Origin of the sequence: Paenibacillus sp. 1A_MP2, from assembly GCF_052244825.1 — a bacterium.
Classification (GTDB): Bacteria; Bacillota; Bacilli; order Paenibacillales; family Paenibacillaceae; genus Paenibacillus; species Paenibacillus vandeheii.
Window position 1 is genome coordinate 2,468,358 of the sequence record NZ_JBQQCS010000001.1, and the last position, 24,568, is coordinate 2,492,925.

Genomic DNA, 24,568 nt, shown 5'->3' on the forward strand with positions numbered 1-24,568 from the left:
ACGTCTTATTTCGCCTTCAGATGCTCTTTCTAATAAGTAAGGAACCTCAGACACGTTATTTCCTGAAACCACCTGTCAAAACCGCAGTAAACCGCTGTTATTCTGATATAGCGTGTCTCAGGTTTCTTAGATTTCTGCGGTCACTTCAAATCCCTGAATAAGACGCCTCCGATTCGTTAGTGCTCGCATGTTTGTACACTCATGATGCCATGCGCTGACACGTTCAGGTCGGCTTCTGCTTTCCGTGGTTTGAAGACGCGCACTAGGATAAGTGATCTGTTCAGCTTCTATATCGTGTTATAGTTCTTAGCTACATCAAAAAGGACACATCCAACATTCGCTGGTGTGTCCCTTTTTAATTTTTCCATTATTCTCTTCTTCTCTTCTTCACTGTTTATAAAGCAGAGAGAATTCAGATATCTGGAAAGCTCTTATACTCAAAACTTACTTGCCCAAAATCGCTTTAACACCCTCGCTCAATGGTTGAGCCGGACGGCCAAGCAATTTCTCCAATGTATCACTTTCTACAGCCAGTGCGCCTTCACGGATGGCACTTTGCATTTCTACAAGCATCGATACCACAAAGTCAGGCAGACCTGCACCTTTCATAATGTCAGCGTATGCGGCATCGTCCACGTTTTGCACGTTAATGTCCTGTCCAAGTACTTGCCCAACAATAGCGGCGAGTTCAGCTTGGGTACGCAGTTTACCGGACAACTCATATACTGAATTTTCATGTCCCTCACCTGTAAGTACTGCAGCAGCAGCATGTGCATAATCACTGCGAGTAGCCCAGCCCACTTGGCTGGAGTTCGTTGCATGCACCCACGGTGCGCCTTGGGTAACTGCTTGAACGCTTCCTGCTTCATTCTCCAGGTACCAATTGTTACGCAGGAAGGAATAAGGGATGCCCGATTCACGGATAGCCTGTTCAGTGGCACGATGTACTTCAGCCAAGGAAAGGGTGTTTTTCTCTGCATTCACAACGCTGGTATAAGCGATAAATCCAACGCCTGCTTTCTTGGCAGCATTCACGGCAGCCTGATGTTGGCGAATACGCGTCTCGTTGTCACCATCGGTGGAGATCAGCAGCAGCCGATCTACCCCTGCAAATGCTTTTTCCAGCGTTTCGGGTTGATCGAAATCACCGTGACGAACGTCAACGCCTTGAGCACGAAGGGCGTCAGCTTTCTCCGGGTTGCGTACACTTACAGCTAGATCCCCAGCAGATACCGTTTTTAACAAAGCCTCTACGACCAGTGAACCCAAGTGACCTGTTGCGCCAGTAACCAAAATTTTCATTGTCTTTTCCTCCTAGGGGATATGTTTTGTTTTGATATTCGGTGATACACCAATTGGAAACATATGATGTAATCGTATGTGTTATAACAGGTGTGATTACAACGAAAGGTTTAAAAAAAGCTCGCAATGAGCTTTTTCATTCAGACTTTAACCTGATCCATCATCTGCTGTATCGTTACACGATTCAAGCGCTGCTCCATCGCTGTCTGAGCCTCAATCAGCTCAGCACGCAAGGTTTGTTCGATCATGCTGCCAACAGGACAATTCGGATTCGGATGTTTGTGAAAGTTAAACAACGCACCGTCCTCCACGACCTCAAGAGCACGGTATACATCCAGAAGTGTGATGTCTGCCGGGTCCTTTAGCAAGGAGGCACCGCCCACGCCGGGTCTGACCTCAATCAAGCGTGCTTGTTTGAGTTTGGACATAATCCGCCGGATAATGACGGGATTGGTATTCACACTTTGCGCGATAAAATCTCCCGTGCATTCGTTGGGTACAACAGCGATGAGTGACAGCGTATGAACCGCAATGGAAAAGCGACTGCTGATTTGTTTCATTTGTGATCACCACCGTTGTAACTATAATAGTTACAAATAAACCTGATGTCAATTATAAATTTAGAAGCAGTTAGTGAATGAGTTTACATTTCGGACATGTCTCAACCTTTAACAGCCCCGGAAGTCAATCCGCCAACAATATATTTTTGCCCAATCAGGAACACAATCAACACAGGCAGGGAGGTAAGCACGATATCCGCACTGACCAGATTCCACTGAGCACTGAATTGTCCGAAGAAGTTATATACAGCGAGTGTCATCGGCCACATCTCGACGGTATTGAGCATGTAGAGTGGTGCGGTAAACTCATTCCAGACGCTCAGGAAATTAAGAACAAAAACCGTAACCAGTACCGAGGTTAACAAAGGCACAATAATTCGGAGAAACAGCTTGAACCCGTTGCATCCGTCCATAATTGCCGCTTCATCCAGTTCTTTCGGAATATTGGATACAAACGCATACGTTATAAATAGCGAGATCGGAATGCCCATAGCTGTATAGAGCAGAATCATGCCCACATGCGAATTAATCATGCCCAGCGACTTCATGACCTCCATTAATGGAATATAGTTTAGGGGCAGTGTAATGCCCAGAATGAGAAAGAAGTACAGGAACTTGCTTAGCTTCGAATAATTACGCGACAGAGTGAAGGCCGAGAACGCCACAACAAACACCAGTAGCAGGGAAGAAGCAGTTGAATGCAGCAGACTGTTGAAAAAGGAACCACCCAAGTGTCCCTGCTCATAGACGATTCTATAATTTTCAAAGATAAACTTTTCGGGAAGCGTCAGTTTCAGCACTTTGGCTTCGGCATCGGATTTGAATGAATTCAGTACAATGACGACAAAAGGAATCAGTACCACCAGGCTAAGCAGCCAGGCGAGTATATTCAACCCGATGGAAACCAGCCGTTTCTTCATTCGCATCTAGTATTCCACCTTTCGGTTCATCAAACGGATGATGAAGAAGGAGATGATCGCCATAATGACAAACAGAATCGTGGATAATGCACTGCCGAGTCCCCAATAACCTTTGGCAAAAGAGGAATACACTGCTGTGTTAATCACATCTGTCGCGTTGCCTGGCCCTCCATTGGTTAGTACATATACCGCATCAAATACCCGCAGCCCGTACGTAATATTGAGCACCGTGGCGATCGTGATTGTAGGCATAAGCATCGGAATCGTGATTCGAAACAGCTTCTGCCAGAAGCTGGCACCGTCAATCGATGCCGCTTCGTAATAATCGCGAGGAATGGCGAGCAGTCCGGCAATGAACAGCACCATAATGTATCCCATGCCTTTCCACGTGTCCACCGCCATAATGGATGGCATCGCCCAGGTCAGGGAACCTAGCCAGTTTTGCGCCAGAACGTCCAGCCCCAGCGAACGTAGCGTCACGTTAACGAAGCCGTTGTTGGGATCGAGCAGGCTTTTGAAAACCAGGCCGACAATCAGGAATGACAGTACTTGGGGTGAAAATATGATCATCCGGTGCAGATTGGCGGCCTTTACACCGCTGACCAGCAGCAGAGCCAGGAACAAGCCCAGTACGGTTTTGGCGATGGATGTAATCAGGGTGAACAGAACAGTATTCTTGATAAAAAGTAAATACGTTGGATCACCCGCCAGAATGGTGCGGAAATGCTCAAGTCCAACAAAGTTCTTCTCTGAACTGTAGCTGTTCCAGTCGGTGAAGGAATAATAAATGCCCAGCAGGGCGGGAGCGACAATGAACAGCACATACAGCACAATCGCTCCGGAGGAGAAATACCAGGGATAGATTTTGTTTGCATTCATAAGTTGTACCAACCGTCCTTCCTGCCAGAATGGCATGAGCGAGGGTAGCCTCGCTGCATGTCAATGGTGGTCAGCTTCATAAGTTTGCCGGGATATGCGTTGTTATTGCCAGGCTTCATCTTTCAGTACCTTGGCCTGTTCGGCTCGGCGTTTGTCAATATTTTGAAGAATCTGATCAGGGGTCATCGCTCCGGCGAACATGCCGGAAAGGTCCTTGCCGATATCCATCCATTGCGGATCAATGTACTTCACAGCTGCCTGCATGACCGTACCTTTCTCATGAGTTTTCTCATAATCGATGTAATCTTGTGTCAGCTTCGGTTCAATTTCCGGCCAGCAGATGGTCAGGTTGCCTTCTCCGCCATCAAATACACGCTGCAGATGGTCATGCTCGGTGATCCAGCGGAAAAACTTTAACACCTCTTCCGGGTGCTTGCTGTTTTTGTTGCCAAACATCGCAGCCGAACCACCCGGGTTCACACCAATGGTCTGATTATCACCCCATGGCATTACGAAAAATCCCATATTGTCTTTCATGTCTGGATAAGCTTCGGATACTTCCTTTTCGGTACCCGGAACCCGGAGCAGCATAGCTGCCTTCTCCTGACCAAAGGCTTCAATCCCAGCCTCCACTGTATTGGATAGAAAATCCTTGCCGAAGTAACCAAGGTCCGCAAACTCCTTCAGCTGTTCAATGACCGTTTTGAGCTGCGTCAAATCCGCGACGTTCATCTCATTGTTGTTTAGCTTCTCGTACGTTCCCGGCGAAGCCTGCTCATAGTTCGGTCCGGTTTCGAACAATGGCAGCACCTGGTACCATCCGCTGGCAGGCGCCTGATAGAACGGAATGATGTCCTTGTCCTTGATTTTCTGGCTGATCGCTTTGAACTCGGCGTAGGATGTTGGCGGCTCAATGCCAAGCTCTTCGAAGATGCGTTTGTTATAGTACACATACCATATTTTCGATGGTGCAAAAGAAACCCCGTACACCTTGTCGTTATGGCTAACCGTTGGCAAAATCTCCTCGGACATGCGTCCTGTAAATTCCTCATTGGTCAGATCGATGGCATTTTCCTCCGGTCTAACATTGGCCAGCATGCTAAGCGGGTCTACATCCACATTAAAAATATCGGGTGCTTCACCAGAAGCGAGCTTGACCTTAATCAGGTCGCGCCACTGGGCGTCAGGGACCACCTGAAAGTCAATTTTCACACCCGTTTCCTGCTCATACTCCTTCGCCATCGTCTGCATGATTCCCGTACGTGGAATGCCGCTCTGGCTTGTTCCGAAGGTTAGCGTAACCTTGCCTGTGCCTTCAGAATTTTCACTGGTGCTGCACCCGGCAAGAAGCAGGCTGGACAGCAACAGTACACCTACAAGGGATAATAGAAATCGTTTTCTCATCAATGAACCTCCCAAGGAATAAAGAATATTGGCTCTTGCAGAAACGCTTTATGTAAGCGTATTCTTATGTGGATAACTTTACGCGGAAGGAAGAATGCGCTCAATAGACAAAAACGTCCTGTTGGGTGGACATTTTCGAGTAAGTTGCAAGATATCAACCTATAACGAGGTGTGAAATGGTTAAGTACCGATTCAGGACGCTTCAGCAAAGCCTGTTTGCCTACTACTCTGCGGTATTCATTGTTTTTTCACTGATTGTGGCAAGCCTCTTATATGTTTTTCTTGCCAATGACATTCGTAATCGCAGCGCTGAACAGCAGAAACAGCTGGGAAACTCGATGGTGGGCAATCTGGATCAGGAAATCGTCAAAATGAACAATTTCTCCATGAACATCGTATATTCCAACCTGGTCAAGGAGCATTTCAGTCACTATTTATCTCCAGCGGAAGACAAGGAACAGACGCTGGCCAGTGACCCGGCATTTTACAAGGATACAACGACACTGATTGATGTCATTCTGGCGATTATTAGCAGTTCCAACACAGCCAAACAAGCCAATATCTATGATGTGAACGGTAACATGCTGGGTGCGGGCGCGTTCAATGGACAGCTGTCGGTAGATTTGACCCAAAGACCGTGGTACGAGGAAACGTGGACGCGCAATGGCTGGCGTGTCATAAGTGTACTGGATGGTGGAACTTTACCGATGCCAACAGGGCAGGGGGAATCAGGCAAACGATATCTCTCCCTTACCCGGGTGTATAAGGATGGGAATTATGTCTCGCAAGGAGTCGTCGAAATTTTGCAGGATGCCGGAACCCTGTTCCAGCATTTGAACGATGTGCAAGCCGGAAACGAAGAACTGAGCGTGTATGTAGTGAATGAACGAAATGAGATTTTATATCCTTTTTTGTCCCATGAGCAGCAGTTAAAGGCAATAGATTCCGACGTTGTAAACTTGATTGGGAACAATCTCTATCCCTCAGGAACGATGCAGGAAGTGGTAGCTCCCAATGGGAATTCGAAGCAAATGATGACCTACACCACCTCCCAAGAAACGGGATGGACAGTTATCGTCATGCAGTCCAAACAATCCCTTTTCGCAAATTTGAATCGCACGGCTCTTCTGTTCATAGGGGCTACTTTAGTGACCTTGATGCTTATTCTGCTCCTCTCATATCTGATATCCAAACGCGTTACTTTGCCGCTCCATCGTTTGCAGCGTATTATTCAGAAAACAGGTGTCCATGATCTGACTACAGGCCAGGACTCTGGTCAGTTGTTCAAGCTGGAATATCCGGGTTCCATCCGTGAGATGGATGAGCTGAATGATACGTTTATCCAATTGAATCAACAGCTTGTGCAGTCCTTCCAGGACATGCTGGCGGTCAAATCCCAGGAAACGGATGCCAGGTTGCTGGCGTTGCAGTCTCAGATGAATCCTCACTTTCTCTATAACAACATTACGAACATCAGCATTATGGCAGAGGAGGGCATGAATGAACAGATCGTTGTGTTCTGCGGTCACATCGCATCCATGCTGCGTTACATCTCGGCTCCGAACAAAAACGGTGTTCCGTTGGAAAAAGAAATTGACTATTGCGAACGGTATTTGGAGTGTATGAAAATTCGGTTCGAAGATGATCTGCTTTACGAATTCCATGTTCCTGACTCGATGAAAAGCCTTCAGGTTCCCATGCTGCTGATTCAGCCTTTGCTGGAAAATGCCATGAAATATGGACTGCGTGATAATCCGCCCTGGAAGCTGCATATCATTGGAGAGCTGGACAGTATGCAGGAAACATGGCGCATCACTGTCGAAGATAACGGCCCGGGCATGGAACCCGAGGCACTTATGCTCATCCAGCAGTACATACAACAATCACAGGAATGGGAGCGTATGCCGGAACTTGAGATTAACGGTATGGGCTTGAAAAACATCTGGATCAGGCTCAAATTATGGTATGGTTCTGCGGCTCTTATGCATATTACAAATCATTCTTCTGGCGGGGTCAGCATCACGATTGGCGGTTCCATTCGAAAGGGGCACAGTGAGTCTCATGGTCATGACATATAGAACCATTATTGTGGAGGATGAGGCGTTAATTCGGCGCAATGTATCCCGGAAATTCAGCGAGCTGAGCACACGGTTTGAGGTTATAGGTGAAGCAAGGAATGGACAGGAAGCATTGGAACTGATTGAACATACAGTGCCTGATCTGGTTGTTACCGATATTCAGATGCCCGTCATGAATGGGCTGGAACTGGCGAAGCATCTGTATTTTGCCTATCCGCATGTCAAGATCGTGATCCTGAGCGGTCACCATGAGTTTGAATATGCTCGTCAGGCGATCAGTTACAAGGTGGAGGATTATCTGCTTAAACCCCTCACGGAAGGACAGCTTCGGACGCTGCTGGATGCGATGGAATTAAAGCTCGGCAGTGCAGGAGACTCACTGGCACATGTTAGTGCAATGCTGGATGAACAGGTGAAGCCGGAGGATATTGCAGAGGCAGTCAAGCTGTATTTGAAACAGAATTATATGCATGAAATTACGTTGCAAGACATGGCAGGACAGATGCATTTCAGCGTGGATTACCTGGGGAAGTGTTTCAAAAAGGTGACGGGTGAAACCCCGCTCAAATACATGACAGGGCTTCGAATCAACGAAGCAAAGCGCATGCTAGCGACCTTTAAAGAAATGGATATCAAGGCTGTAGGCAAAGCGGTGGGATATAGCGATTCCCATTATTTTAGCCGTATTTTCAAAAACAAGACAGGACTGTATCCCAGCGAGTATCGCCAACAGCTGCAATAACGAAAAAAAGCCCTGTCCATGGTTCTTGAAGAACCACGATGACTGGAGCTGATTATTGTGACAAAGCATCTTCCGTGATTTGGCGGATATCGAATGGGGAGCGGTTGCCTTCCTCTATGATGTCGGGGAGAATATGTTCGAGGAAATAGTGTACACAGTGGAGATCAATATTTTTGATTTTGATCAGGGCATATCGATACATGACGATAAATTCCTTTTCGGTATTGCCACGCTGCAGTTCAGCAAACGCTTCGTACACCTGATCCATTTTGTCGGCTACTTCCAGAATAAGTCCTTCAACCGAGTTGTCTTTGCCTTCACGCAGCTGTCTGCGGAATATGGGCTGGAATTCCTCAGGAATATTTTCGTTAATAAAATGCGCAACCATACCTTCTTCCACCTGCTGCAGCATGGAACGAAGCTCCAGTGAATAATGTTTGACTGGTGTTTTGATATCACCGATGAAGATTTCGCCATAATCATGACTGCTGGTGATTTCGTAAAGTTTTTTCCAATCAATAGCGACCCCATGCTGTTCCTCAATATCGGCAAGTGTTTTGGCATACTGCACGACTTTCCATGAGTGAGCGGATACGCTGTGTTCCTCGAATTTGAATTTTCCCGGGTACGAATGATGCGTTCAAGATCGTTGAGTGACCTGAAGTACGTATGAATTCCCATATAAGTAATCATCCTTTGTTGTTTGGGTATGAACCGACTATACACCAGAGATGTTAAGACAAGATTAACGTCGTTTGGCGTAAAGGTAAAAATCCGTTCAGATGATAGTCTGCCCATAGATACAGAGGTAATTCCACAGTTTGAATGGATGAAATGAGAAATGCGAACTATTGTTCTTATATTGTTTTCGTTGTAATATCTGGAGTGGACGGTTTATGTTCCCTATTTCTTCGAAAGGAAGTTTTTGCATCATGATGGGAAGATCCCACCTCATTATTGGGACCACTGTATCCCTCTCTGTTCTGCAATTGGCAGGTATGCCTGTGACTGCACCGGCGGTTACTGTGGCCCTGATCGGTTCGCTGCTGCCAGACATCGATGAACCGAATTCGCTATTGGTATCCAAGGCATTGCCGAACAGCCTGATTCGACTGCTGCAGACCATCCTGCTGCCTGTCGCTGTATTTGTGTACTTCTATGTTCAGGCGAAACCATGGAATCTGCTGCTTGCCATTCTGATTGCGATGGTATCTTTCCTGCCGTCCCGTTCGCTGCGCAAAGTGTTGATGTTTGCGATTGGATTAGGACTCGTATTCTATGGCCATGCATTTGCACCATGGAATCTGATCGCGGGCAGTCTGTTAATGCTGTGCACGACGCTAACTCACCGGGGATTGACGCATTCCCTCTATGGAACCGCCGTATGGGCAGGATTGCTCTACAGTACGACTCATTTGCAGGGGCCTGAGATCTGGGTAGCTGGAGGTACGGCATATGCCATGCATCTGCTGGCTGATTCGTTGACGAATCGGGGTATTCGTCCATTGCCGCCACTCAAGTGGCGTATACGGTTCAATCTCATGAGTACAGGTACGAAACATGGGGCTGTTGTGGAGAATGTCTGCATTGTGCTGGCACTTATTTTGGCCTGGATTGCGTTTTCGCCTTTATTTCTGTAAACCACCAAATCATGCCAGTCTTTGCTTCTGCAGGGCTGGCATTTTACTATTCATTTCTACTTCGCACCTTAACCTGATGATTGAAACGAATGTCCTGTTCTGAACATAAAAAAGATGCCCTTAAAATTAGGGCATCTCTTAATGGTAGTTATGCGTTTTCGATTATTGTGTTCAGTGTTGTCTGATCCAGACCCTTCACCAGCTTCACGAGCAACTCTTTTGCTGCATCATAGTCATCCGTATGAATAATGGAAGAGGATGTATGAATGTAACGTGCGCAGATGCCAATTACCGTTGAAGGCACACCGATTCCGCTCAGATGAACCGCTCCGGCATCTGTACCCCCAGGAGAGATGAAATATTGCATTTTGATCTGATTGGATGATGCTGTGTCCTGAACATATTCAACAATACCGCGATGGGTGAACATGCCCGGATCGAAGATGCGCAGCAGGGCCCCCTGACCAATATGTCCGAATGATTGTTTATCTCCGGTCATATCATTCGCGGCACTGCAGTCCAGTGCAAAGAAAATATCCGGCTCAATCAGATTGGCAGCCGTGCGTGCACCACGGAGTCCCAATTCCTCTTGAACGGTTGCACCGCAATAGAGGGTGTTTGGCAACTTTTCCTTATGTAGTGCTTCAACCAGCTCAAGTGCAAGCCCTACTCCGTAACGGTTATCCCAAGCCTTTGCCATAATTTTCTTCGGATTGGCCATCGGTGTGAACTCACAGATCGGCACGATCTGCATACCCGGATGAATGCCCAAGATTCTGCTTCTGCACGGTTATCCGCCCCAATATCCAAGTACATATGGTTGAGATCAACCGGTTTATTACGCTGGGATTCATCGAGTAAATGAGTAGGTGTTGAACCGACAACCCCGGGAATTCGGCGTTCCGGAGTGATGAGTTCCAGACGTTGAGACAGTACAGCCTGACTCCACCATCCACCGAGTGGACGGAATTTGATCATGCCTGTTTCCGTAATGCCTGTAGTCATGAAACCAACTTCGTCGAAGTGACCTGCAACCATGACTTTGGGTCCGGACGCCTCTCCTCGCAACACGCCAAAAAGGCTGCCCAACCGATCCTGGACAAATTCATCTGTATAGGGAGACATTTGTTCCTTCATCCATCCGCGAAGCTCGCGTTCAAACCCGGAAACGGAAGGGAATTCCGTCAACGTTCGAAACATTTCCAACGTTTTTTGATTCATGTGTCGACAACTCCTCTGCTTGTATGTAGATCAGGTCTCAGCAGAACGGCTGCCGGACTGTTGTCCTTCGAAAGAGAAGAACGTTTATTTAACCACTGGTCACACTACAGTATGAACCTTGCGCAAGTAATTGTCCATGGTTATGTCACGTATCTCAGGCATGAATGATTGTGCGTTTGATGCTTCATCGGGCTATTAAATCCGCACCAAACACAGTCGCGAGGCTGTTGCAATGAATATGCATATAGTGAGGAACAGTTTTGCTTAACCTTTATTTTTAATAAACCCGTCATTTCACTTGCCTAACAACAGGAAGGAGCTTGGACAATAGATGATTCCACCCGATGAAGGCAATGAAACCATCCTTTGTATCGTCCTTTTTATTTTGCTCGTGATCATTCTGCTTTATTTATAAATTTCATCTGACCTCTGATCCGGCGCTGAGCGACTCATCTGATTCGGCTGCTTCATCTGCTGGAAACAAATGCTGTCTTCCGCCGGATACATAACTTTCCCAACCTTAACAAACAATGAATACAGGATTACACACAGTACATGCAGTCACATCAGTTGACTCATTTTCACTAAGGGAGGTTCTGTATATTGCCAGCTCAATCTAAGGGTAGTGGAAAAAAATCATCATCATCCCTGTCCATCAGTGAACAGGAATATAAAAAAGTCGCCAAAAAACACGAGCCTGCCCGTCCAATCTGGGCGAACTGTATTAAAGCATTCTTCGTCGGCGGATTCATCTGCGTCATTGGACAGGCTATCCAGGAAGCGTTTATGGCCGGGTTCCACATGACATCCAAGGAAGCTGCCAGTCCAACCGTTGCGGTCATGATTCTCATTTCAGTCATTCTGACTTGTTTGGGTGTCTACGATAAAATGGCGCAATGGGCTGGGGCCGGGACGGCTGTCCCTGTCACCGGGTTTGCCAACTCCATGTGCTCGGCAGCACTAGAGCATCGTGCCGAAGGGCTGGTACTTGGTGTCGGTGCGAACATGTTCAAACTGGCAGGCTCGGTCATCGTGTTTGGTGTCGTTGCTGCCTTCATCGTGGGGATCGTGTATGCCATTCTCGGCTTCGGAGGTGGACATCTATGAAACGCTTGGGCCAACAAACCTGGCAATTTGAGAACCGTCCACGCATTATCGGCAGGTCAGCAGTCGGAGGGCCGGATGAAGGCCAAGGGCCTCTTGCATCTGATTTTGATTATGTATATGACAATTTGGAGATTGGGGAGAAAACCTGGGAAAAGGCAGAGCGCAAGCTCCTTGAACAGGCCTCTCAAATGGCTTTGATCAATGCCAATATCACGAAGGAAGAGCTTCAATTCTTTGTTGGCGGAGATCTGATGAACCAGATTATCAGCAGTTCTTTTTCTGCCCGCAAGTTGGGTGTACCCTATCTGGGGGTATTTGGTGCCTGTTCAACCTCAATGGAGACCTTGGCTCTGGCCTCACTCATAGTGGATTCTGGTGCAGGGGATTATGTACTAGCAGGTACGGTGAGTCATAATTGTACGGTGGAAAAGCAATTTCGTTATCCAACAGAGTACGGTTCTCAGAAGCCGCCATATGCGCAGTATACTGTTACGGGGTCGGGTTGCAGTGTGATATCCCGCACGGGTCAAGGCCCTGTAGTCACCAAAGCGACAATTGGCCGAATTATGGATATGGGCATTAAAGATCCGTTTAACATGGGGGCTGCAATGGCTCCTGCGGCAGCAGATACCATTGTTTCGCATTTCCGGGATACGGGCCTGGAACCCGGTTATTATGATCTGATTGTTACAGGTGATCTTGCATCGGTAGGATTGCCCATCGTTAAGGAGCTTTTGCATAAAGAGGGTGTTCCGATGGAACAAACGGTCTTCAATGATTGTGGCCTGATGATATATAACCTGGAAAAGCAGCCTCAGGTTGTGGCTGGGGGCAGCGGCTGCGGATGTTCAGCGACCGTGACCTACGGTCATATTTTGAACCGGATGCAAAAGGGTGAACTCAATAAGGTATTGGTTGTTGCTACTGGTGCATTATTGTCCCCACTTTCATACCAGCAGGGCGAGAGCATTCCTTGTATTGCGCATGCCGTAGCCATAGAAAAGGAGGGATAAAGGATGCAGTTTTTGTGGGCATTTATTGTTGGCGGGTTGATCTGTGTTGTGGGACAGCTTCTGATGGATGGTGTCAAGCTGACTCCTGCACATACGATGAGTACACTTGTTGTGGCCGGTGCGGTTGCGGATGCGTTTGGACTATATGATCCACTCGTCAAATTCGCTGGGGCGGGAGCCTCCATTCCCATTACCAGTTTTGGTAACTCCCTTGTGCACGGGGCATTGACGGAGCTGGAGAAAGAGGGATGGATCGGTGTTATTACGGGGATATTCGATTTGACCGCGGCGGGTATTTCCTCAGCGATTATCTTTTCTTTTCTCGCGGCATTAGTGGTTCGACCCAAAGGATAACAAACAAAGCATGCAGAGCTAAACATTATATAAGGATCCAGCAGAGGCTTCGGATAACTTCTATCCGGGCCTCTTTTTGTCGTAATCATGCGATAACTGCGGTGAATCTGACGGATGGAAACAAAATATGAGTTCCTTCGAGTGTACTCGCGCCCGTGGATCATGTACAATAAAAGGAAATCTGTATGCTTTTTTAGGAGGTTAGACCACATGCCTGTGCGCAAAGAGTCGATCCAAATCATATCAGCAGTTCGTTCTAATCTGGAATCATGCATAATGGGGAAATCCTTTGAAATTCAACTTTTGCTCACAGCTTTGCTTGCAGGCGGACACGTTCTGATTGAAGACGTACCGGGAACAGGCAAAACGCAGTTGGTTAAAGCGTTATCGAAATCCATGCGCGGAGAGTACCGCCGCATTCAATGTAATCCTGATATTTTGCCGAGTGACATTACAGGGGTATCCGTTTTCCATCCGCGGGACGAGCGCTTTACTTCCGCCCGGGTCCGGTTATGACCAACATTTTGCTGGCAGATGAGATTAACCGGGCTACAACGAAAACGCAGTCTGCATTGCTGGAAGTCATGGAGGAGCGGAGTGTAACGGTAGATGGTGATACGTATGATCTGCCCCATCCATTTATGCTCTGTGCAACCCAGAATCCAATCGATTTTGAAGGAACGTACACATTGCCGGAAGCGCAGCTGGACCGGTTCATGTTGAAAATAAGTTTGGGTTATCCCGACAAAGATATCGAGAAAACGCTACTGAAACAGCATCAGTCCGGTCAGCCTGTGGATCGGCTTGAATCCGTAACCCACATGGATCAGATATCTGCCATTCAACAGGAAATCAAGGAAGTGTTCCTCGGTGATCCAGTCATGGATTATCTGCTTGACGTGGTTCGCAAAACACGCTCCCATCCATCCGTATTGCTTGGCGCCAGCCCAAGGGCAGCCATTTCATTTATGATGGCAGTGAAGGCTTTTGCCTTCTTGCAGGAACGTGACTACGTGCTTCCGGATGACGTGAAAACGATGGCACCTTACGTAATCTCTCATCGGATCGTGCTGCGTCCCGAATCGAGACTGGACAGCATGAGCTCCGAAGCTGTATTAAATTCCGTACTTCAGCAGGTTCGTGTGCCCGTCTCCATGGGGCAATAATTGATGAAGCCGCTTTTGAGTACAGTCCGAAGGGGAATACGCCACCCTCGCGTATGGAGCATCGCGGCGGTGTGGATGTGCTGTTTGGCTTATGTTTTATTCCAGGGCGGGAAGACCTCCCTGATGTTGCTGTCGATGGTGACTCTGCTTTGTCTTTACCTTGCGATTGCTGGTTTTAGCGGTGTACGGCGTACTCAAGGCGTACGCAAGCTCTCTTCCGGTCAGGATCATGAAGAGCTGCTGCATGCCGGTGACCAGGTACAGGTGCAGTTAAGTCTGAGCATCCCGGGATTTTTGCCACTCCCTTATGTGGTTGTGCGTGAAATGCTGCATCGGCATAACGGCGAATCTTGGTCTTTCAAAGAAAGCCTTATTCCGAGCATGCGTGGGTATGGTGAATTGTCATTTCAGACCCCACCGCTGGAGCGAGGCAAGTATGTCTTTTCAGAAACGGAATGTGCCAGCGAGGACATCTTTGGGCTGATGGAGCATCGGGGCACGTTCAAAGCGAAAGGGGAATTCCGGGTTCTGCCGCGGACCGTATTTATTCCGTACTGGCAGCTATATGACCGTAAATCGCGGTTATCCGGCCCCCAGACGGCCCTGACCCGCTCGCGCAGGGAAACGACCCAGATCAATGGTGTGCGTGATTATGTGTACGGAGACCGTCTTTCCCGGATTCACTGGAACGCTACTGCGAAGACAGGCGCGTGGAAATCCAAGGAATTTGAACATGAGTCTGTGCCGAAAACGATTCTGGTGCTGGATGCGCTGGCAGGCAGCTATGAACATGGTGAGGCCTTTGAACTGGCTGTGTCCACGGCTGCTTCCCTCCTGGAGTATGGCACAAGAGAACGAATGGGTATGGGACTGCTGACACTGTCGGAGAAGACTTCATTTTTTGCTCCCAGCGAAAGTTCGCTGGAACGGCAAAAGATGATTCATCATCTGGTGGATATCCAATATAACGGCCAGGAGAATCGTTTGCTGCCTGGTGTCGAGAAGATATCGCGTCAGTTTCCTCAAGGCGCTTATTTTGTAGTGATTTCTCCCAGAAAGATGAAAAAGTTCTGGAGCTGCTTCGATGGGCTGACACACGGGGAATGACTCCTTGTCATATTCTAATTGAGCCCAGTGATTCCCGCCGGAGTTCCGAGTGGAATGCGATGCTGCGCGGAAGAGGCACAAGATCCTTCACCGTTTCCCATTTGCAGGAGCTTCCAACGGTTATGGGGGGAGGTAATGTATGAGTACTAAAGGCAAAGAGCTGGCAGCGGGGAGAAGATCCTGGTATCATGCAGCTTCGTTGCTCTGGATTTTCCTGATTGGGATGCAGTGGATATCATTTACACAGGAAACCTGGTATACCGAGACAACTTCATTAGTGCTGTGGACGCTCGCAGCGGTAAGTATTCTGGAAGTGATTCTGCCTTTCAAAATTATGGTTCGAACTATAATCAAGGCGATAGTCCTTTTATATATTTTGCATAAGACATTAATCGATTATACGGTTTATATCCCTTACGGCACGTTAGCGGAGCGCACAGAGCAGTTCATAATGCATCTGACGCCTTACATCTGGTTCACTCTGTGCGCATGGGTCATGCTTGAAGCTGCCCTTCGCCTGGTGAACACGACACGCCGAATTCTTGTTTTTCTGGGCATCAACATTATTTCGATGGGAATTCTGGATTCCTTTACCCAGATTCCACTCTGGATTGAAATTGCCTGGGTCATGTTTGCGGGAATGGGATGGCTGGTATGCCAGCACTTCCGTAATTTTCAACTGCAATATCCACAAGGCTGGAAGCGAATTATCCGGTATCCTTACAAAATTCTGGCGAACATTGCAATCATATTTTCTTTAATTATCGTAGCCAGTGTGAACATGCCGGAAGTTCCTCCTACCTTGACGGACCCGTATACCGCGTGGCGTAATTATACCGGAAGTTCGACGAATCAGGCCGGGAATGGAACACTGGACATTCCGGCAGCAACCGAGTCGGGATACAGCAGGGAAGACAACCAGCTTGGCGGAGGATTTAACTTCGACTATACACCTGTCATGTCCGTCACCACCAATGAGCGCAGTTACTGGCGTGGGGAGACACGCGCTGAGTATACGGGAACAGGCTGGGATGATCGCGGACGAAGTGCGACAGAGGATGTTGAGGCGGGACAGGCTCTGGAGAATGACGAACCCGGAAATGTGAGCACCAAACAAGTCACTCAGAAAGTGACGATGTTGAATGACAACGTGTATCCGATCCTCTTCGGAGCCTATTCTATTTCGGAAGTAACGTCTGTCAATGGGGAAGCTAATTCGGAACGGATGTTATGGAATCCGGAGCAGGCAGAACTGCATGTCGTTACAGACCGCCAGCAGCCGCAATATCCGAAGACGTATACGATTGTATCCGAGGCGCCAGTCATTGTGGAAGATGAACTTCGCACCAAATCTTTTGATGATCTGTATACGAGCAATCCGACAGATGATATGTACCTGCAGCTGCCATCCCGATTTCCTGATCGGGTGACGGACCTGGCTGCTGAAATTACAGCATCGGCAAATACACCGTATGAAAAAGTAGCATTACTGCAAAACTATTTACAACATAATTTTGATTACACAAACAATCCGGATTTATCCCGAAAAGTAAGCAGTGACTTTGTCGAAGGATTTTTATTTGACATTCGTGAAGGGTATTGTGATTATTTCTCGACTGCGCTGGTTATGATGGCGCGCTCCGAAGGCATTCCTGCCCGCTGGGTGAAAGGGTACGCGCCTGGTCAGCTGTCGCTGAATTCGGACATGCAGGCCCCTCGTCAACCTGGGGCTGAGATCGAGACGACCTACACCGTAACGAATGCAGATGCGCATTCTTGGGCTGAGGTTTATTTTGGTGAGTATGGCTGGATTCCGGTTGAAGCGACTCCGGGCTTTGATATGCCATTGCTAACCGAACAACCCGATGTACAACCTGTAGATGAGCCTGAAGTACAACCTGAAGAGGAACCGGTAAAAGAGGAAGAGCAGACTCCTGCGCCTGAGCAGGCCTCATCCAGCATCCCGGCTTTTGTGATCTGGGCTGCGGGAGCCATCATTGTATTGTGGGTGGCTTATATGTTCTGGCGGAATCGCCTCTCACTTCGATTCTTCGTGCTTCGACTGCGGACAGGTGGACCGCTGACACCTGAACAAAAGGTTGTGGCAGAGACTGAGCGCTGGATTCGTTATGCGAAGCGCAAAGGATTAACCCGGAGCGGGGACGAGACCCTACGTGAATCGGTAACCCGCTGGAGTCAGGCGAAGCCAGCTGCAGCAGAGACATTGTACGAACTTCTCGCGAAGTTTGAGCAGACTCGCTATAGCCCTGCGTCTGTAACTGCAGACGACTGGAAGGCCGTCTATCAGACAGCCTCGAAGCTGCGTAAGGAACTTAAAGCGGAACGGGCGTAATGTCGCCCGTCCCGTTTTTCCTTTTTCCTAAGCTATCAGGCGCTGTATGCATTTTCAGGAAAGACGGATTTGTGATATAGTGTGTCGTATGAAACTGAGGTGACTTCTTTGTTTGAAATGTTAATGCCCAAGCTGCGTGTAGACACGGTTTTTGACATTAATCTGGAAGAGCTATACGCTCAAGGCTACCGTGGAATTATAACTGATCTGGACAATACGCTCGTTGGGGCCAAAGCTCCTGACGCCACGCCCGAACTGATCGAGTGGTTCGCACGTGTCAAAGAGGCTGGTTTCCAACTCATGATTGTGTCCAATAACAATTTGAATCGTGTATCCCTGTTTGCGACGCCACTGGATATCCAGTTTGTGCATAGTGCACGCAAACCATCGAATGTTCCGTTTCGTAGAGCAATGAAGATGATGGAGTTAACTCCAGAAAAAACGATTGTGGTAGGCGATCAGATGCTTACGGATGTCTATGGAGGTAATCGGCTGGGACTCTATACGGTTCTGGTGCTGCCGATCTCCATTGGAGATGAAGGCTTCATGACCCGCTTCAATCGGCGCGTGGAACGGATTGCTCTAACGAGTTTGCGCAAGAAAGGCTTATGGCTTGAGGAGGAAAAGAAGAAATGACAGAACCGCATAACGGCAATATTGCCGTAAGGTGCAGCGGATGCGGAGTGCATCTGCAAACGGAAAACCCGGAATTACCAGGATTCATCCCCGAGAAAGCGTTGGATCGTGAACCCGTCATTTGCCAGCGTTGTTTCCGTATCAAAAATTACAATGAGTCATCATCCGTTACAGTGGATCAGGATGAGTTCCTGGCCCTGCTGAGCAAAATCGGGGATAAGGATGCACTTGTCATCCATATCGTTGATCTGTTTGACTTTGATGGCAGTATCATCTCTGGTTTACAGCGTTTTGTAGGCAACAATCCGGTATTGCTTGCCGTGAACAAAACGGACTTGCTCCCGAAAGTAACCAACTGGAACAAGGTTCGCAACTGGGTACAAAAGCAAGCCAAAGAACAGGGTTTGCGTACGGTAGATGTCGTTCTGTGCAGTGCGAAGCAAAATCAGGGCTTCGATCGACTGCTTGAGCTAGTCGGAACGTATCGCGGAGATCGTGACGTATATGTGGTTGGTGGTACGAATGTGGGTAAATCCACATTGATTAACCGTCTGATTCGTGACTACAGTGATCTTGAGCAGGAACTCACAACATCCCGTTATCCGGGAACGACGCTGGATATGGTTAATATTCCGCTGGATGATGGAAAAGCTATTATTGATACACCGGGAATTGTATACCCTTGGCGTTTCAGTGAGATCGTATCCCGTAAGGATCTGGCTGCCATTATGCCTGAAAAACCGCTTAAACCTGCTGTTTATCAATTAAATTCTGGTCAGACGCTGTTCTTTGGCGGCATGGCTCGTTTTGACTTTGTGGAGGGGGATCGTCAGTCCTTCACTTGTTTTATCAGCACTGCGCTTGATATTCACCGGACGAAGCTGGAACGTGCAGACGACTTGTACCGTGACCATCTGGGTGAATTGCTGTCTCCGCCAACGCGTGAAGATGCAGCAGATATGCCTGAGTGGACCAGACATGAATTCCGTATCAAACGTGGCAGTCAGTCGGATGTATTTATTTCCGGCCTGGGCTGGATTAAGGTTAACGGAGAGAATGGGGCGCTTGTTGCTGTTCATGCTCCAAAAGGTATTCGTGTACTGATCCGTCCATCCTTGATCTAATGTAACCTCAGCAGCATTTTCATCAGATCGGAGGCGGAAGTATGTCGGAACAGAAAAAAGCCAATCCTTCACTCCCTGTCCTGCTTGGCGTTATGGGTGATCCCATTGCACATTCCAAATCGCCTGCCATGCATAATGCGGCTTTGCAGGCTGCAGGAGTGAATGGAATGTATATGCCATTGCATGTTCATCCCGCGCAGCTGGAAGCAGCCATTCGTGGAATAGTGGCGCTGGGGTACCGTGGTGTGAATGTAACTATTCCTCACAAGGAACAGGTCATGCAGTATCTTGATGAGATTGATGAAAGTGCACGTCTGATTGGTGCGGTGAACACCATTGTCAATGAAGAAGGCAAGCTGACAGGGTATAATACGGATGGCATCGGTTATGTGCGTTCTTTGAAGGAAGAAGCTGTTCCGGAACTCGCAGGTAAGCGTATCGCTGTTCTAGGGGCTGGAGGAGCAGCAAGAGGTGTGATCTATGCCCTCGCTTTGGAGAAGCCTGATCGGATTAGTATTCTTAACCGTACAGCCGACAGAGCCGTTGCGCTTGCTTCAGATCTGCGGGCCCATGGACTGGGTGATATCACAGGTGGCGGAATGGAAGAAGCCGCTGCGGTGCTGGCTTCAGCCGATATTGTGATTAACACAACAGCCGCAGGCATGCATCCGCATGTAGATGACGTGCCTGTTGATCCTGCACTCATTCGAGCAGGCGCAGCAGTAAGTGACCTCATCTACAATCCATTGGAAACTCGCCTGCTCCGTGAGGCAAGGCAGCGTGGATGTACTGTGCACGGTGGCCTGGGTATGTTTATATATCAGGGCGCGGTAGCGTTCGAGCACTGGCTCGGCATCCCGGCTCCCGTGGAGACGATGAGACGAGCTGTGTTAGACAGTTTTTGATATTGTAAAATGAAAATAAGATTACACGATGACGAAGAGTGCAGAACCAATCTGAAGAAACGAAGTGCTCGCCTTTATCCCCGGATTTCCCCCTTTAGAATATGAAATGAAGAAATCTGGGGATAACAGTGATCGTAAGATGGTACTGCAATCGTAGTCACACTGTGTAAACTTTGTTAGTTCGTTTTATGAATGTAAAAATATAATTGAACGGTCAAGCCTCGGACAGACATTGTACTGTTACTGAGGTTTGCTCACCATAAGGAGTATGGAGTATTCATGTTAAACGGTAAACAAAAGCGCTTTTTGCGTTCACAAGCACATCATCTGACCCCTGTGTTTCAAATTGGTAAAGGGGGAACGAATGAGCACCTGTTCCGTCATATCGAAGATGCGATTGAGAAGCGTGAATTGATGAAAGTGCAAGTGCTGAACAACAATCTGGATGACAAAAATGAAATCGCGGAAGAAGTTGCCCGTGAAACAGGAAGCGAACTGGTGCAAGTCATCGGTAGCACCATCATCCTGTATAAAGAATCACGTGACAACAAACAAATTGAACTACCTAGGTAAGGGAGAGTGACACGGGTGAAGATCGGCATCATGGGTGGTTCGTTTGATCCGATCCACATGGGGCACCTGCTGGCAGCCGAAGCGGCCAGGGATTCATATGCATTGGATGAAATCTGGTTTATGCCATCCCATGTTCCTCCTCATAAACGCGGAACCGGGGCATCGGGACAGCAACGTCTTGAAATGACGGAAGCAGCAGTGAAAGATGTGCAGCACTACGAAGTGCTTGGCATCGAGATGGAGCTTGGCGGCGTGTCCTATACCATCGATACGATGAAGGAGCTGTGGAACCGTTATCCGGAGCATGAATTTTACTTCATTGTTGGAGCGGATATGGTGAACTATCTTCCCAAGTGGGAACAGATCGAAGAACTCGCTGAACGTTTGATCTTCATCGGTGTGGGACGCCCGGGATTCCAGCTGCATCTGGATGACCTGCCTGACGTATTACAGGATCGGGTACTGTTGGCTGAGATGCCTTTGGTGGACATATCATCCACAGCAGTACGCAGACGTTTCTCCAAAGGGCATTCCGTGCGCTTTATGATTCCTGACGCGGTCCATCAATACATTGTAAGGAGCGGTTTATATGGAACTAAGCCGTGACGAACTGATCCGCGCAGTTTCCGGTCAAATGCCGGAGAAGCGTTGGAAGCATACGCTTGGTGTCATGGAGTCGGCAGTAATGCTGGCTGAAAAATATGGTGCTGACCCTGTAAAAGCGGATCTGGCAGCGATATTGCATGATGTGGCCAAGTATTGGCCTGTATCGGAGATGGAAGCGGTCATCCGTGATAATGGATTGAACGAAGAACTTTTGCAGCATGACAAGCAGCTCTGGCATTCCGAAGTGGGTGCTTTTGTTGCAAAGCGTGACTACGGCATTAGTGATGCCGAAATTATTAATGCCATCCGCTGGCATACCTCAGGTCGGGTGGGCATGAGTCTGCTGGATAAAGTGGTGTGTCTGGCGGATTATATTGAGCCTGGGAGAGACTTCCCGGGAGTGGATCATATCCGTGAACAGGCTGAGCATAGTCTGGAAGAGGGTTTAATTGCCGGTTTTGACTCGACGATCAGCTTGCTGATCTCGCAGCGCCGTGTCATTTATCCTTTGACCATGTTGTCGCGAAATGACTTGATTGCACAATTATAGATTAAATTATGGAGGTTGGTTCATGACAGTATCATCGAAAGAACTTATGAATATGGCGGTTGCCGCCGCTGACGATAAAAAGGCATCCAACATTGTAGCGCTGGATCTGATTAACATCTCGCTGGTAGCGGATTATTTTGTTATCTGTCACGGGAATTCCGATACACAGGTACAGGCGATTGCAACAGAAATTCGCAAACAGGCACATGCAGCCGGAGTGAATATCAAAGGCATCGAAGGTATGGATTCTGCACGTTGGGTATTGATGGATATGGGTGATGTGGTTGTTCATATCTTCCACCGCGACGAGCGTGAGTATTACAACATTGAACGACTGTGGTCTGATGCCAAAGTGGTGGAAACGGTATGAGTTTGATCGCAGGAACAGTTGTCAATTTGCCGGTTTCACGTGAAGTGTCTCCGTTTGGCTACTTTTTGACGACAGGATCGGAAGATGTACTGCTTCACTATACGGAGCTTACACGGGACGTTAAAATTGGTGAAATGCTGGAGGTCTTTCTGTTCTTTGATACGGAAGATCGTCTCGCGGCAACCATGAAAAAACCATATCTCACACTCGGTGAAATGGGACGACTGGTTGTGGCTGATATTCATCCACGCCTCGGCTGTTTCCTCGAAATGGGGCTTGGACGGCAATTGCTGCTCCCGATTCGTGAATTGCCTGAGTTGGAAGAATTGCGTCCCCATGTAGGGGATGAAGTTTTTGTTCTTATGGAGCATGACAAGCAAGGACGTTTGCGGGCAAAATTGGCTGGGGAACGTGAGCTTGCGCCATTGTCTTTCCATGCGCCAACCTCTTGGGTGAACGAATGGGTTGAAGCAACAGTGTACAAGCCACTTCAGATGGGTACTTTTGTACTTGTTGACGGTGGTGTGCTCGGCTTTGGCGCGATCGGCATGATTCATTCCTCGGAGCGAAATCGTATGCTGCGTCTTGGTGAAAAGGTAAAATGCCGGGTAACCATGGTACGTGAAGACGGACGTGTCAATCTGGCGATGTCCCCTCTCAAAGAGGTGGGTCGCAATGAAGATGCGGACAAACTGCTCGCTTTCATGAAAGAGCGCCCTACGGGCGGCATGCCCTATTCGGATGCTACCCCGCCGGACATTATCAAGCAGCGTTTTGGCATCAGTAAATCTGCGTTCAAGCGTGCCTTGGGCAAACTGATGAAGGACGGTCTGGTCACTCAAAAGGAAAACTGGACCTATCTGACAGAGTCTGTACCCCAGGATCAGAACGAGGACAAGTAAGCAAACAGCTATCATGGATCAAGCATGTGCTTGAATCCACACGTAAAGGCAGGGCAAGGCTGGGTGAACTCCGGACGCCCCTGCTTTTTCTTTTGTTCAAATGAGCTTCGAAAATGAAATTGAAAGTGCGGTGCCTGACATGTCTTACCGGAAATTTGCCTATGTGTACGATGAATTAATGGAGGATATGCCTTATCCGGACTGGATAAGGTTTGCGAGAACGGCTTGGGAACGGCATGGCATGCCAAAAAGTGTGGCTGAACTGGGCTGCGGTACCGGTTCAATTACGATCCCCCTGGTGAACTCCGGCTTCGAAGTTACAGGCATTGACCTGTCAGCGGACATGTTGTCTGTTGCACGCAGTAAAATGGAGGCTACACCTCAAGGTCACCGCTTATATCGGGAGGGCAGCGTCCGCTGGGTGCAGCAGGATATGCGGGACTGGAGAGTACCGGAGCCCGTGGACTCGGTGATATCGTTCTGTGATTGCGTGAATTATTTGCTTGAAAAGAAGATGTTGTCCGTACATTTCAGCGTACTTACGAGATGCTGAAGCCTGAGGGGACTTTCCTGTTTGATGTACATCATCCGAATACCCTTATTCGATACGAAGAGGAGCAACCTTTTGTGTTGGATGAACGCTCCGTGTCGTATATTTGGACCTGTGATATGGATCATGATCGGTGTGAGATTGAGCATCATCTGAGTATCTTTTCGCGTGCGGCTGAGAGTGGCAAGGATATGTACCAGCGGTTTGAAGAGGTTCATGTTCAGCGTGCATACGATCCAGACTGGATGAAGCTGGAGCTCACGAAGGCTGGTTTCAGAGATGTGCGTGTGTATGCTGATTTTGAGTGGAAAGAAGCGGGAGAAGGCGCACAGCGTCTGTTCTATGTAGCTGTGAAATAAGATTATGATGTTGAACTGTCCTTATGATACATAGGGGCAGTTTTTGTTACAACAGATAGCAAACGGAAAATAAGAAGGTTATATGAACTCTACTTTGATCTGATGCTGAGAGAGAATCAAGTGTACTTATCGTCAATACAATAACCA

At 48.1% G+C, this 24,568-nt stretch carries 20 protein-coding genes and 5 pseudogenes; 18 read left to right on the top strand and 7 right to left on the bottom strand.

The window, feature by feature from the left end:
- Positions 1 to 444: 444 nt before the first annotated feature.
- From ACTWJ7_RS12095 to ACTWJ7_RS12115, 5 genes are all read right to left on the bottom strand, one after another.
- Positions 445 to 1,302 (bottom strand): SDR family oxidoreductase, encoded by an 858-nt coding sequence (locus ACTWJ7_RS12095; protein WP_079349695.1) that lies wholly within the window; start codon positions 1,300 to 1,302, stop codon positions 445 to 447.
- Between the two features lie 140 nt (positions 1,303 to 1,442).
- Positions 1,443 to 1,862 carry an Rrf2 family transcriptional regulator gene (locus ACTWJ7_RS12100; protein WP_079349694.1) on the bottom strand — a complete coding sequence of 140 codons (420 nt, stop codon included), beginning with the start codon at positions 1,860 to 1,862 and terminating at the stop codon, positions 1,443 to 1,445.
- 101 nt (positions 1,863 to 1,963) lie between these two features.
- A complete protein-coding gene (locus ACTWJ7_RS12105) occupies positions 1,964 to 2,788 on the bottom strand; it encodes a carbohydrate ABC transporter permease (protein ID WP_079349693.1) in 825 nt (274 codons plus the stop codon).
- Entirely contained in the window at positions 2,789 to 3,697 is a 909-nt protein-coding gene (locus ACTWJ7_RS12110) for a carbohydrate ABC transporter permease (RefSeq protein ID WP_443145492.1), read from the bottom strand. It lies immediately after the preceding gene.
- Positions 3,698 to 3,763: 66 nt separating this feature from the next.
- Positions 3,764 to 5,065 carry an ABC transporter substrate-binding protein gene (locus tag ACTWJ7_RS12115; protein WP_301878057.1) on the bottom strand — a complete coding sequence of 434 codons (1,302 nt, stop codon included), beginning with the start codon at positions 5,063 to 5,065 and terminating at the stop codon, positions 3,764 to 3,766.
- A gap of 176 nt (positions 5,066 to 5,241) precedes the next feature.
- Here ACTWJ7_RS12115 and ACTWJ7_RS12120 point away from each other — a divergent pair, with 176 nt between their 5' ends.
- Together ACTWJ7_RS12120 and ACTWJ7_RS12125 are read left to right on the top strand one after the other, a co-directional pair.
- The gene (locus tag ACTWJ7_RS12120) at positions 5,242 to 7,143 is read left to right on the top strand and encodes a cache domain-containing sensor histidine kinase (protein WP_079349691.1); all 1,902 of its coding nucleotides are present in this window, start codon (positions 5,242 to 5,244) and stop codon (positions 7,141 to 7,143) included.
- Positions 7,133 to 7,885, top strand: coding sequence for a response regulator transcription factor (locus tag ACTWJ7_RS12125; RefSeq protein WP_301878056.1), 753 nt, complete (start codon positions 7,133 to 7,135; stop codon positions 7,883 to 7,885). Before ACTWJ7_RS12120 ends, ACTWJ7_RS12125 begins: the two co-directional genes overlap by 11 nt.
- Before the next feature lie 52 nt (positions 7,886 to 7,937).
- Here the strand turns inward: ACTWJ7_RS12125 and ACTWJ7_RS12130 are convergent.
- A pseudogene (locus ACTWJ7_RS12130) lies at positions 7,938 to 8,566 on the bottom strand (YfbR-like 5'-deoxynucleotidase).
- A gap of 251 nt (positions 8,567 to 8,817) precedes the next feature.
- Here ACTWJ7_RS12130 and ACTWJ7_RS12135 point away from each other — a divergent pair.
- Complete coding sequence (locus ACTWJ7_RS12135) at positions 8,818 to 9,525, top strand: metal-dependent hydrolase (RefSeq protein WP_079349689.1); 708 nt, start codon at positions 8,818 to 8,820, stop codon at positions 9,523 to 9,525.
- 148 nt (positions 9,526 to 9,673) lie between these two features.
- Here ACTWJ7_RS12135 and ACTWJ7_RS12140 read toward each other — a convergent pair.
- Positions 9,674 to 10,746: pseudogene (locus ACTWJ7_RS12140) on the bottom strand (M42 family metallopeptidase).
- 603 nt (positions 10,747 to 11,349) lie between these two features.
- Here ACTWJ7_RS12140 and spoVAC point away from each other — a divergent pair.
- The 15 genes and pseudogenes from spoVAC (at position 11,350) to ACTWJ7_RS12215 (ending at position 24,421) form a co-directional block, all read left to right on the top strand.
- On the top strand, positions 11,350 to 11,853 hold the full coding sequence (gene spoVAC / locus ACTWJ7_RS12145; protein WP_079349687.1) for a stage V sporulation protein AC: 504 nt from the start codon (positions 11,350 to 11,352) through the stop codon (positions 11,851 to 11,853).
- On the top strand, positions 11,850 to 12,866 hold the full coding sequence (gene spoVAD / locus ACTWJ7_RS12150; RefSeq protein ID WP_024628528.1) for a stage V sporulation protein AD: 1,017 nt from the start codon (positions 11,850 to 11,852) through the stop codon (positions 12,864 to 12,866). Before spoVAC ends, spoVAD begins: the two co-directional genes overlap by 4 nt.
- Positions 12,867 to 12,869: 3 nt before the next feature.
- On the top strand, positions 12,870 to 13,220 hold the full coding sequence (gene spoVAE, locus ACTWJ7_RS12155; RefSeq protein ID WP_053781314.1) for a stage V sporulation protein AE: 351 nt from the start codon (positions 12,870 to 12,872) through the stop codon (positions 13,218 to 13,220).
- 210 nt (positions 13,221 to 13,430) lie between these two features.
- A pseudogene (locus ACTWJ7_RS12160) lies at positions 13,431 to 14,386 on the top strand (AAA family ATPase).
- A gap of 3 nt (positions 14,387 to 14,389) precedes the next feature.
- A pseudogene (locus ACTWJ7_RS12165) lies at positions 14,390 to 15,636 on the top strand (DUF58 domain-containing protein).
- Complete coding sequence (locus ACTWJ7_RS12170) at positions 15,633 to 17,846, top strand: DUF4129 domain-containing transglutaminase family protein (protein ID WP_301878055.1); 2,214 nt, start codon at positions 15,633 to 15,635, stop codon at positions 17,844 to 17,846. The pseudogene ACTWJ7_RS12165 and the gene ACTWJ7_RS12170 overlap by 4 nt, the downstream one beginning before the upstream one ends.
- Positions 17,847 to 17,954: 108 nt before the next feature.
- A complete protein-coding gene (locus tag ACTWJ7_RS12175) occupies positions 17,955 to 18,482 on the top strand; it encodes a YqeG family HAD IIIA-type phosphatase (protein ID WP_064636329.1) in 528 nt (175 codons plus the stop codon).
- Positions 18,479 to 19,606, top strand: coding sequence for a ribosome biogenesis GTPase YqeH (gene yqeH, locus ACTWJ7_RS12180; RefSeq protein WP_024628522.1), 1,128 nt, complete (start codon positions 18,479 to 18,481; stop codon positions 19,604 to 19,606). The genes ACTWJ7_RS12175 and yqeH overlap by 4 nt, the downstream gene beginning before the upstream one ends.
- A gap of 41 nt (positions 19,607 to 19,647) precedes the next feature.
- Complete coding sequence (gene aroE, locus ACTWJ7_RS12185; protein ID WP_301878054.1) at positions 19,648 to 20,511, top strand: shikimate dehydrogenase; 864 nt, start codon at positions 19,648 to 19,650, stop codon at positions 20,509 to 20,511.
- Between the two features lie 279 nt (positions 20,512 to 20,790).
- On the top strand, positions 20,791 to 21,084 hold the full coding sequence (gene yhbY, locus ACTWJ7_RS12190; protein ID WP_024628520.1) for a ribosome assembly RNA-binding protein YhbY: 294 nt from the start codon (positions 20,791 to 20,793) through the stop codon (positions 21,082 to 21,084).
- A 15-nt stretch (positions 21,085 to 21,099) separates the two neighbouring features.
- Complete coding sequence (locus ACTWJ7_RS12195; RefSeq protein WP_301878053.1) at positions 21,100 to 21,690, top strand: nicotinate-nucleotide adenylyltransferase; 591 nt, start codon at positions 21,100 to 21,102, stop codon at positions 21,688 to 21,690.
- On the top strand, positions 21,674 to 22,240 hold the full coding sequence (gene yqeK, locus ACTWJ7_RS12200; RefSeq protein WP_301878052.1) for a bis(5'-nucleosyl)-tetraphosphatase (symmetrical) YqeK: 567 nt from the start codon (positions 21,674 to 21,676) through the stop codon (positions 22,238 to 22,240). The genes ACTWJ7_RS12195 and yqeK overlap by 17 nt, the downstream gene beginning before the upstream one ends.
- A 22-nt stretch (positions 22,241 to 22,262) precedes the next feature.
- The gene (gene rsfS, locus ACTWJ7_RS12205; RefSeq protein WP_024628517.1) at positions 22,263 to 22,610 is read left to right on the top strand and encodes a ribosome silencing factor; all 348 of its coding nucleotides are present in this window, start codon (positions 22,263 to 22,265) and stop codon (positions 22,608 to 22,610) included.
- Positions 22,607 to 23,512, top strand: coding sequence for a CvfB family protein (locus ACTWJ7_RS12210; protein WP_079349680.1), 906 nt, complete (start codon positions 22,607 to 22,609; stop codon positions 23,510 to 23,512). Before rsfS ends, ACTWJ7_RS12210 begins: the two co-directional genes overlap by 4 nt.
- A gap of 139 nt (positions 23,513 to 23,651) precedes the next feature.
- A pseudogene (locus ACTWJ7_RS12215) lies at positions 23,652 to 24,421 on the top strand (class I SAM-dependent DNA methyltransferase).
- The last annotated feature ends 147 nt before the right edge of the window (positions 24,422 to 24,568 follow it).

Excerpts from the sequence above, each read along its gene's own strand:
- ACTWJ7_RS12100 (WP_079349694.1), bottom strand. The coding sequence starts at position 1,862 with ATGAAACAAATCAGCAGTCGCTTTTCCATTGCGGTTCATACGCTGTCA.
- spoVAD (WP_024628528.1), top strand. The coding sequence starts at position 11,850 with ATGAAACGCTTGGGCCAACAAACCTGGCAATTTGAGAACCGTCCACGC.
- ACTWJ7_RS12115 (WP_301878057.1), bottom strand. The coding sequence starts at position 5,065 with ATGAGAAAACGATTTCTATTATCCCTTGTAGGTGTACTGTTGCTGTCC.
- yqeH (WP_024628522.1), top strand. The coding sequence starts at position 18,479 with ATGACAGAACCGCATAACGGCAATATTGCCGTAAGGTGCAGCGGATGC.
- rsfS (WP_024628517.1), top strand. The coding sequence starts at position 22,263 with ATGACAGTATCATCGAAAGAACTTATGAATATGGCGGTTGCCGCCGCT.
- ACTWJ7_RS12095 (WP_079349695.1), bottom strand. The coding sequence starts at position 1,302 with ATGAAAATTTTGGTTACTGGCGCAACAGGTCACTTGGGTTCACTGGTC.
- yhbY (WP_024628520.1), top strand. The coding sequence starts at position 20,791 with ATGTTAAACGGTAAACAAAAGCGCTTTTTGCGTTCACAAGCACATCAT.
- ACTWJ7_RS12110 (WP_443145492.1), bottom strand. The coding sequence starts at position 3,697 with ATGCCATTCTGGCAGGAAGGACGGTTGGTACAACTTATGAATGCAAAC.
- yqeK (WP_301878052.1), top strand. The coding sequence starts at position 21,674 with ATGGAACTAAGCCGTGACGAACTGATCCGCGCAGTTTCCGGTCAAATG.
- ACTWJ7_RS12210 (WP_079349680.1), top strand. The coding sequence starts at position 22,607 with ATGAGTTTGATCGCAGGAACAGTTGTCAATTTGCCGGTTTCACGTGAA.
- aroE (WP_301878054.1), top strand. The coding sequence starts at position 19,648 with ATGTCGGAACAGAAAAAAGCCAATCCTTCACTCCCTGTCCTGCTTGGC.
- ACTWJ7_RS12105 (WP_079349693.1), bottom strand. The coding sequence starts at position 2,788 with ATGCGAATGAAGAAACGGCTGGTTTCCATCGGGTTGAATATACTCGCC.
- spoVAE (WP_053781314.1), top strand. The coding sequence starts at position 12,870 with ATGCAGTTTTTGTGGGCATTTATTGTTGGCGGGTTGATCTGTGTTGTG.
- ACTWJ7_RS12135 (WP_079349689.1), top strand. The coding sequence starts at position 8,818 with ATGATGGGAAGATCCCACCTCATTATTGGGACCACTGTATCCCTCTCT.
- ACTWJ7_RS12170 (WP_301878055.1), top strand. The coding sequence starts at position 15,633 with ATGAGTACTAAAGGCAAAGAGCTGGCAGCGGGGAGAAGATCCTGGTAT.
- ACTWJ7_RS12120 (WP_079349691.1), top strand. The coding sequence starts at position 5,242 with ATGGTTAAGTACCGATTCAGGACGCTTCAGCAAAGCCTGTTTGCCTAC.
- ACTWJ7_RS12125 (WP_301878056.1), top strand. The coding sequence starts at position 7,133 with ATGACATATAGAACCATTATTGTGGAGGATGAGGCGTTAATTCGGCGC.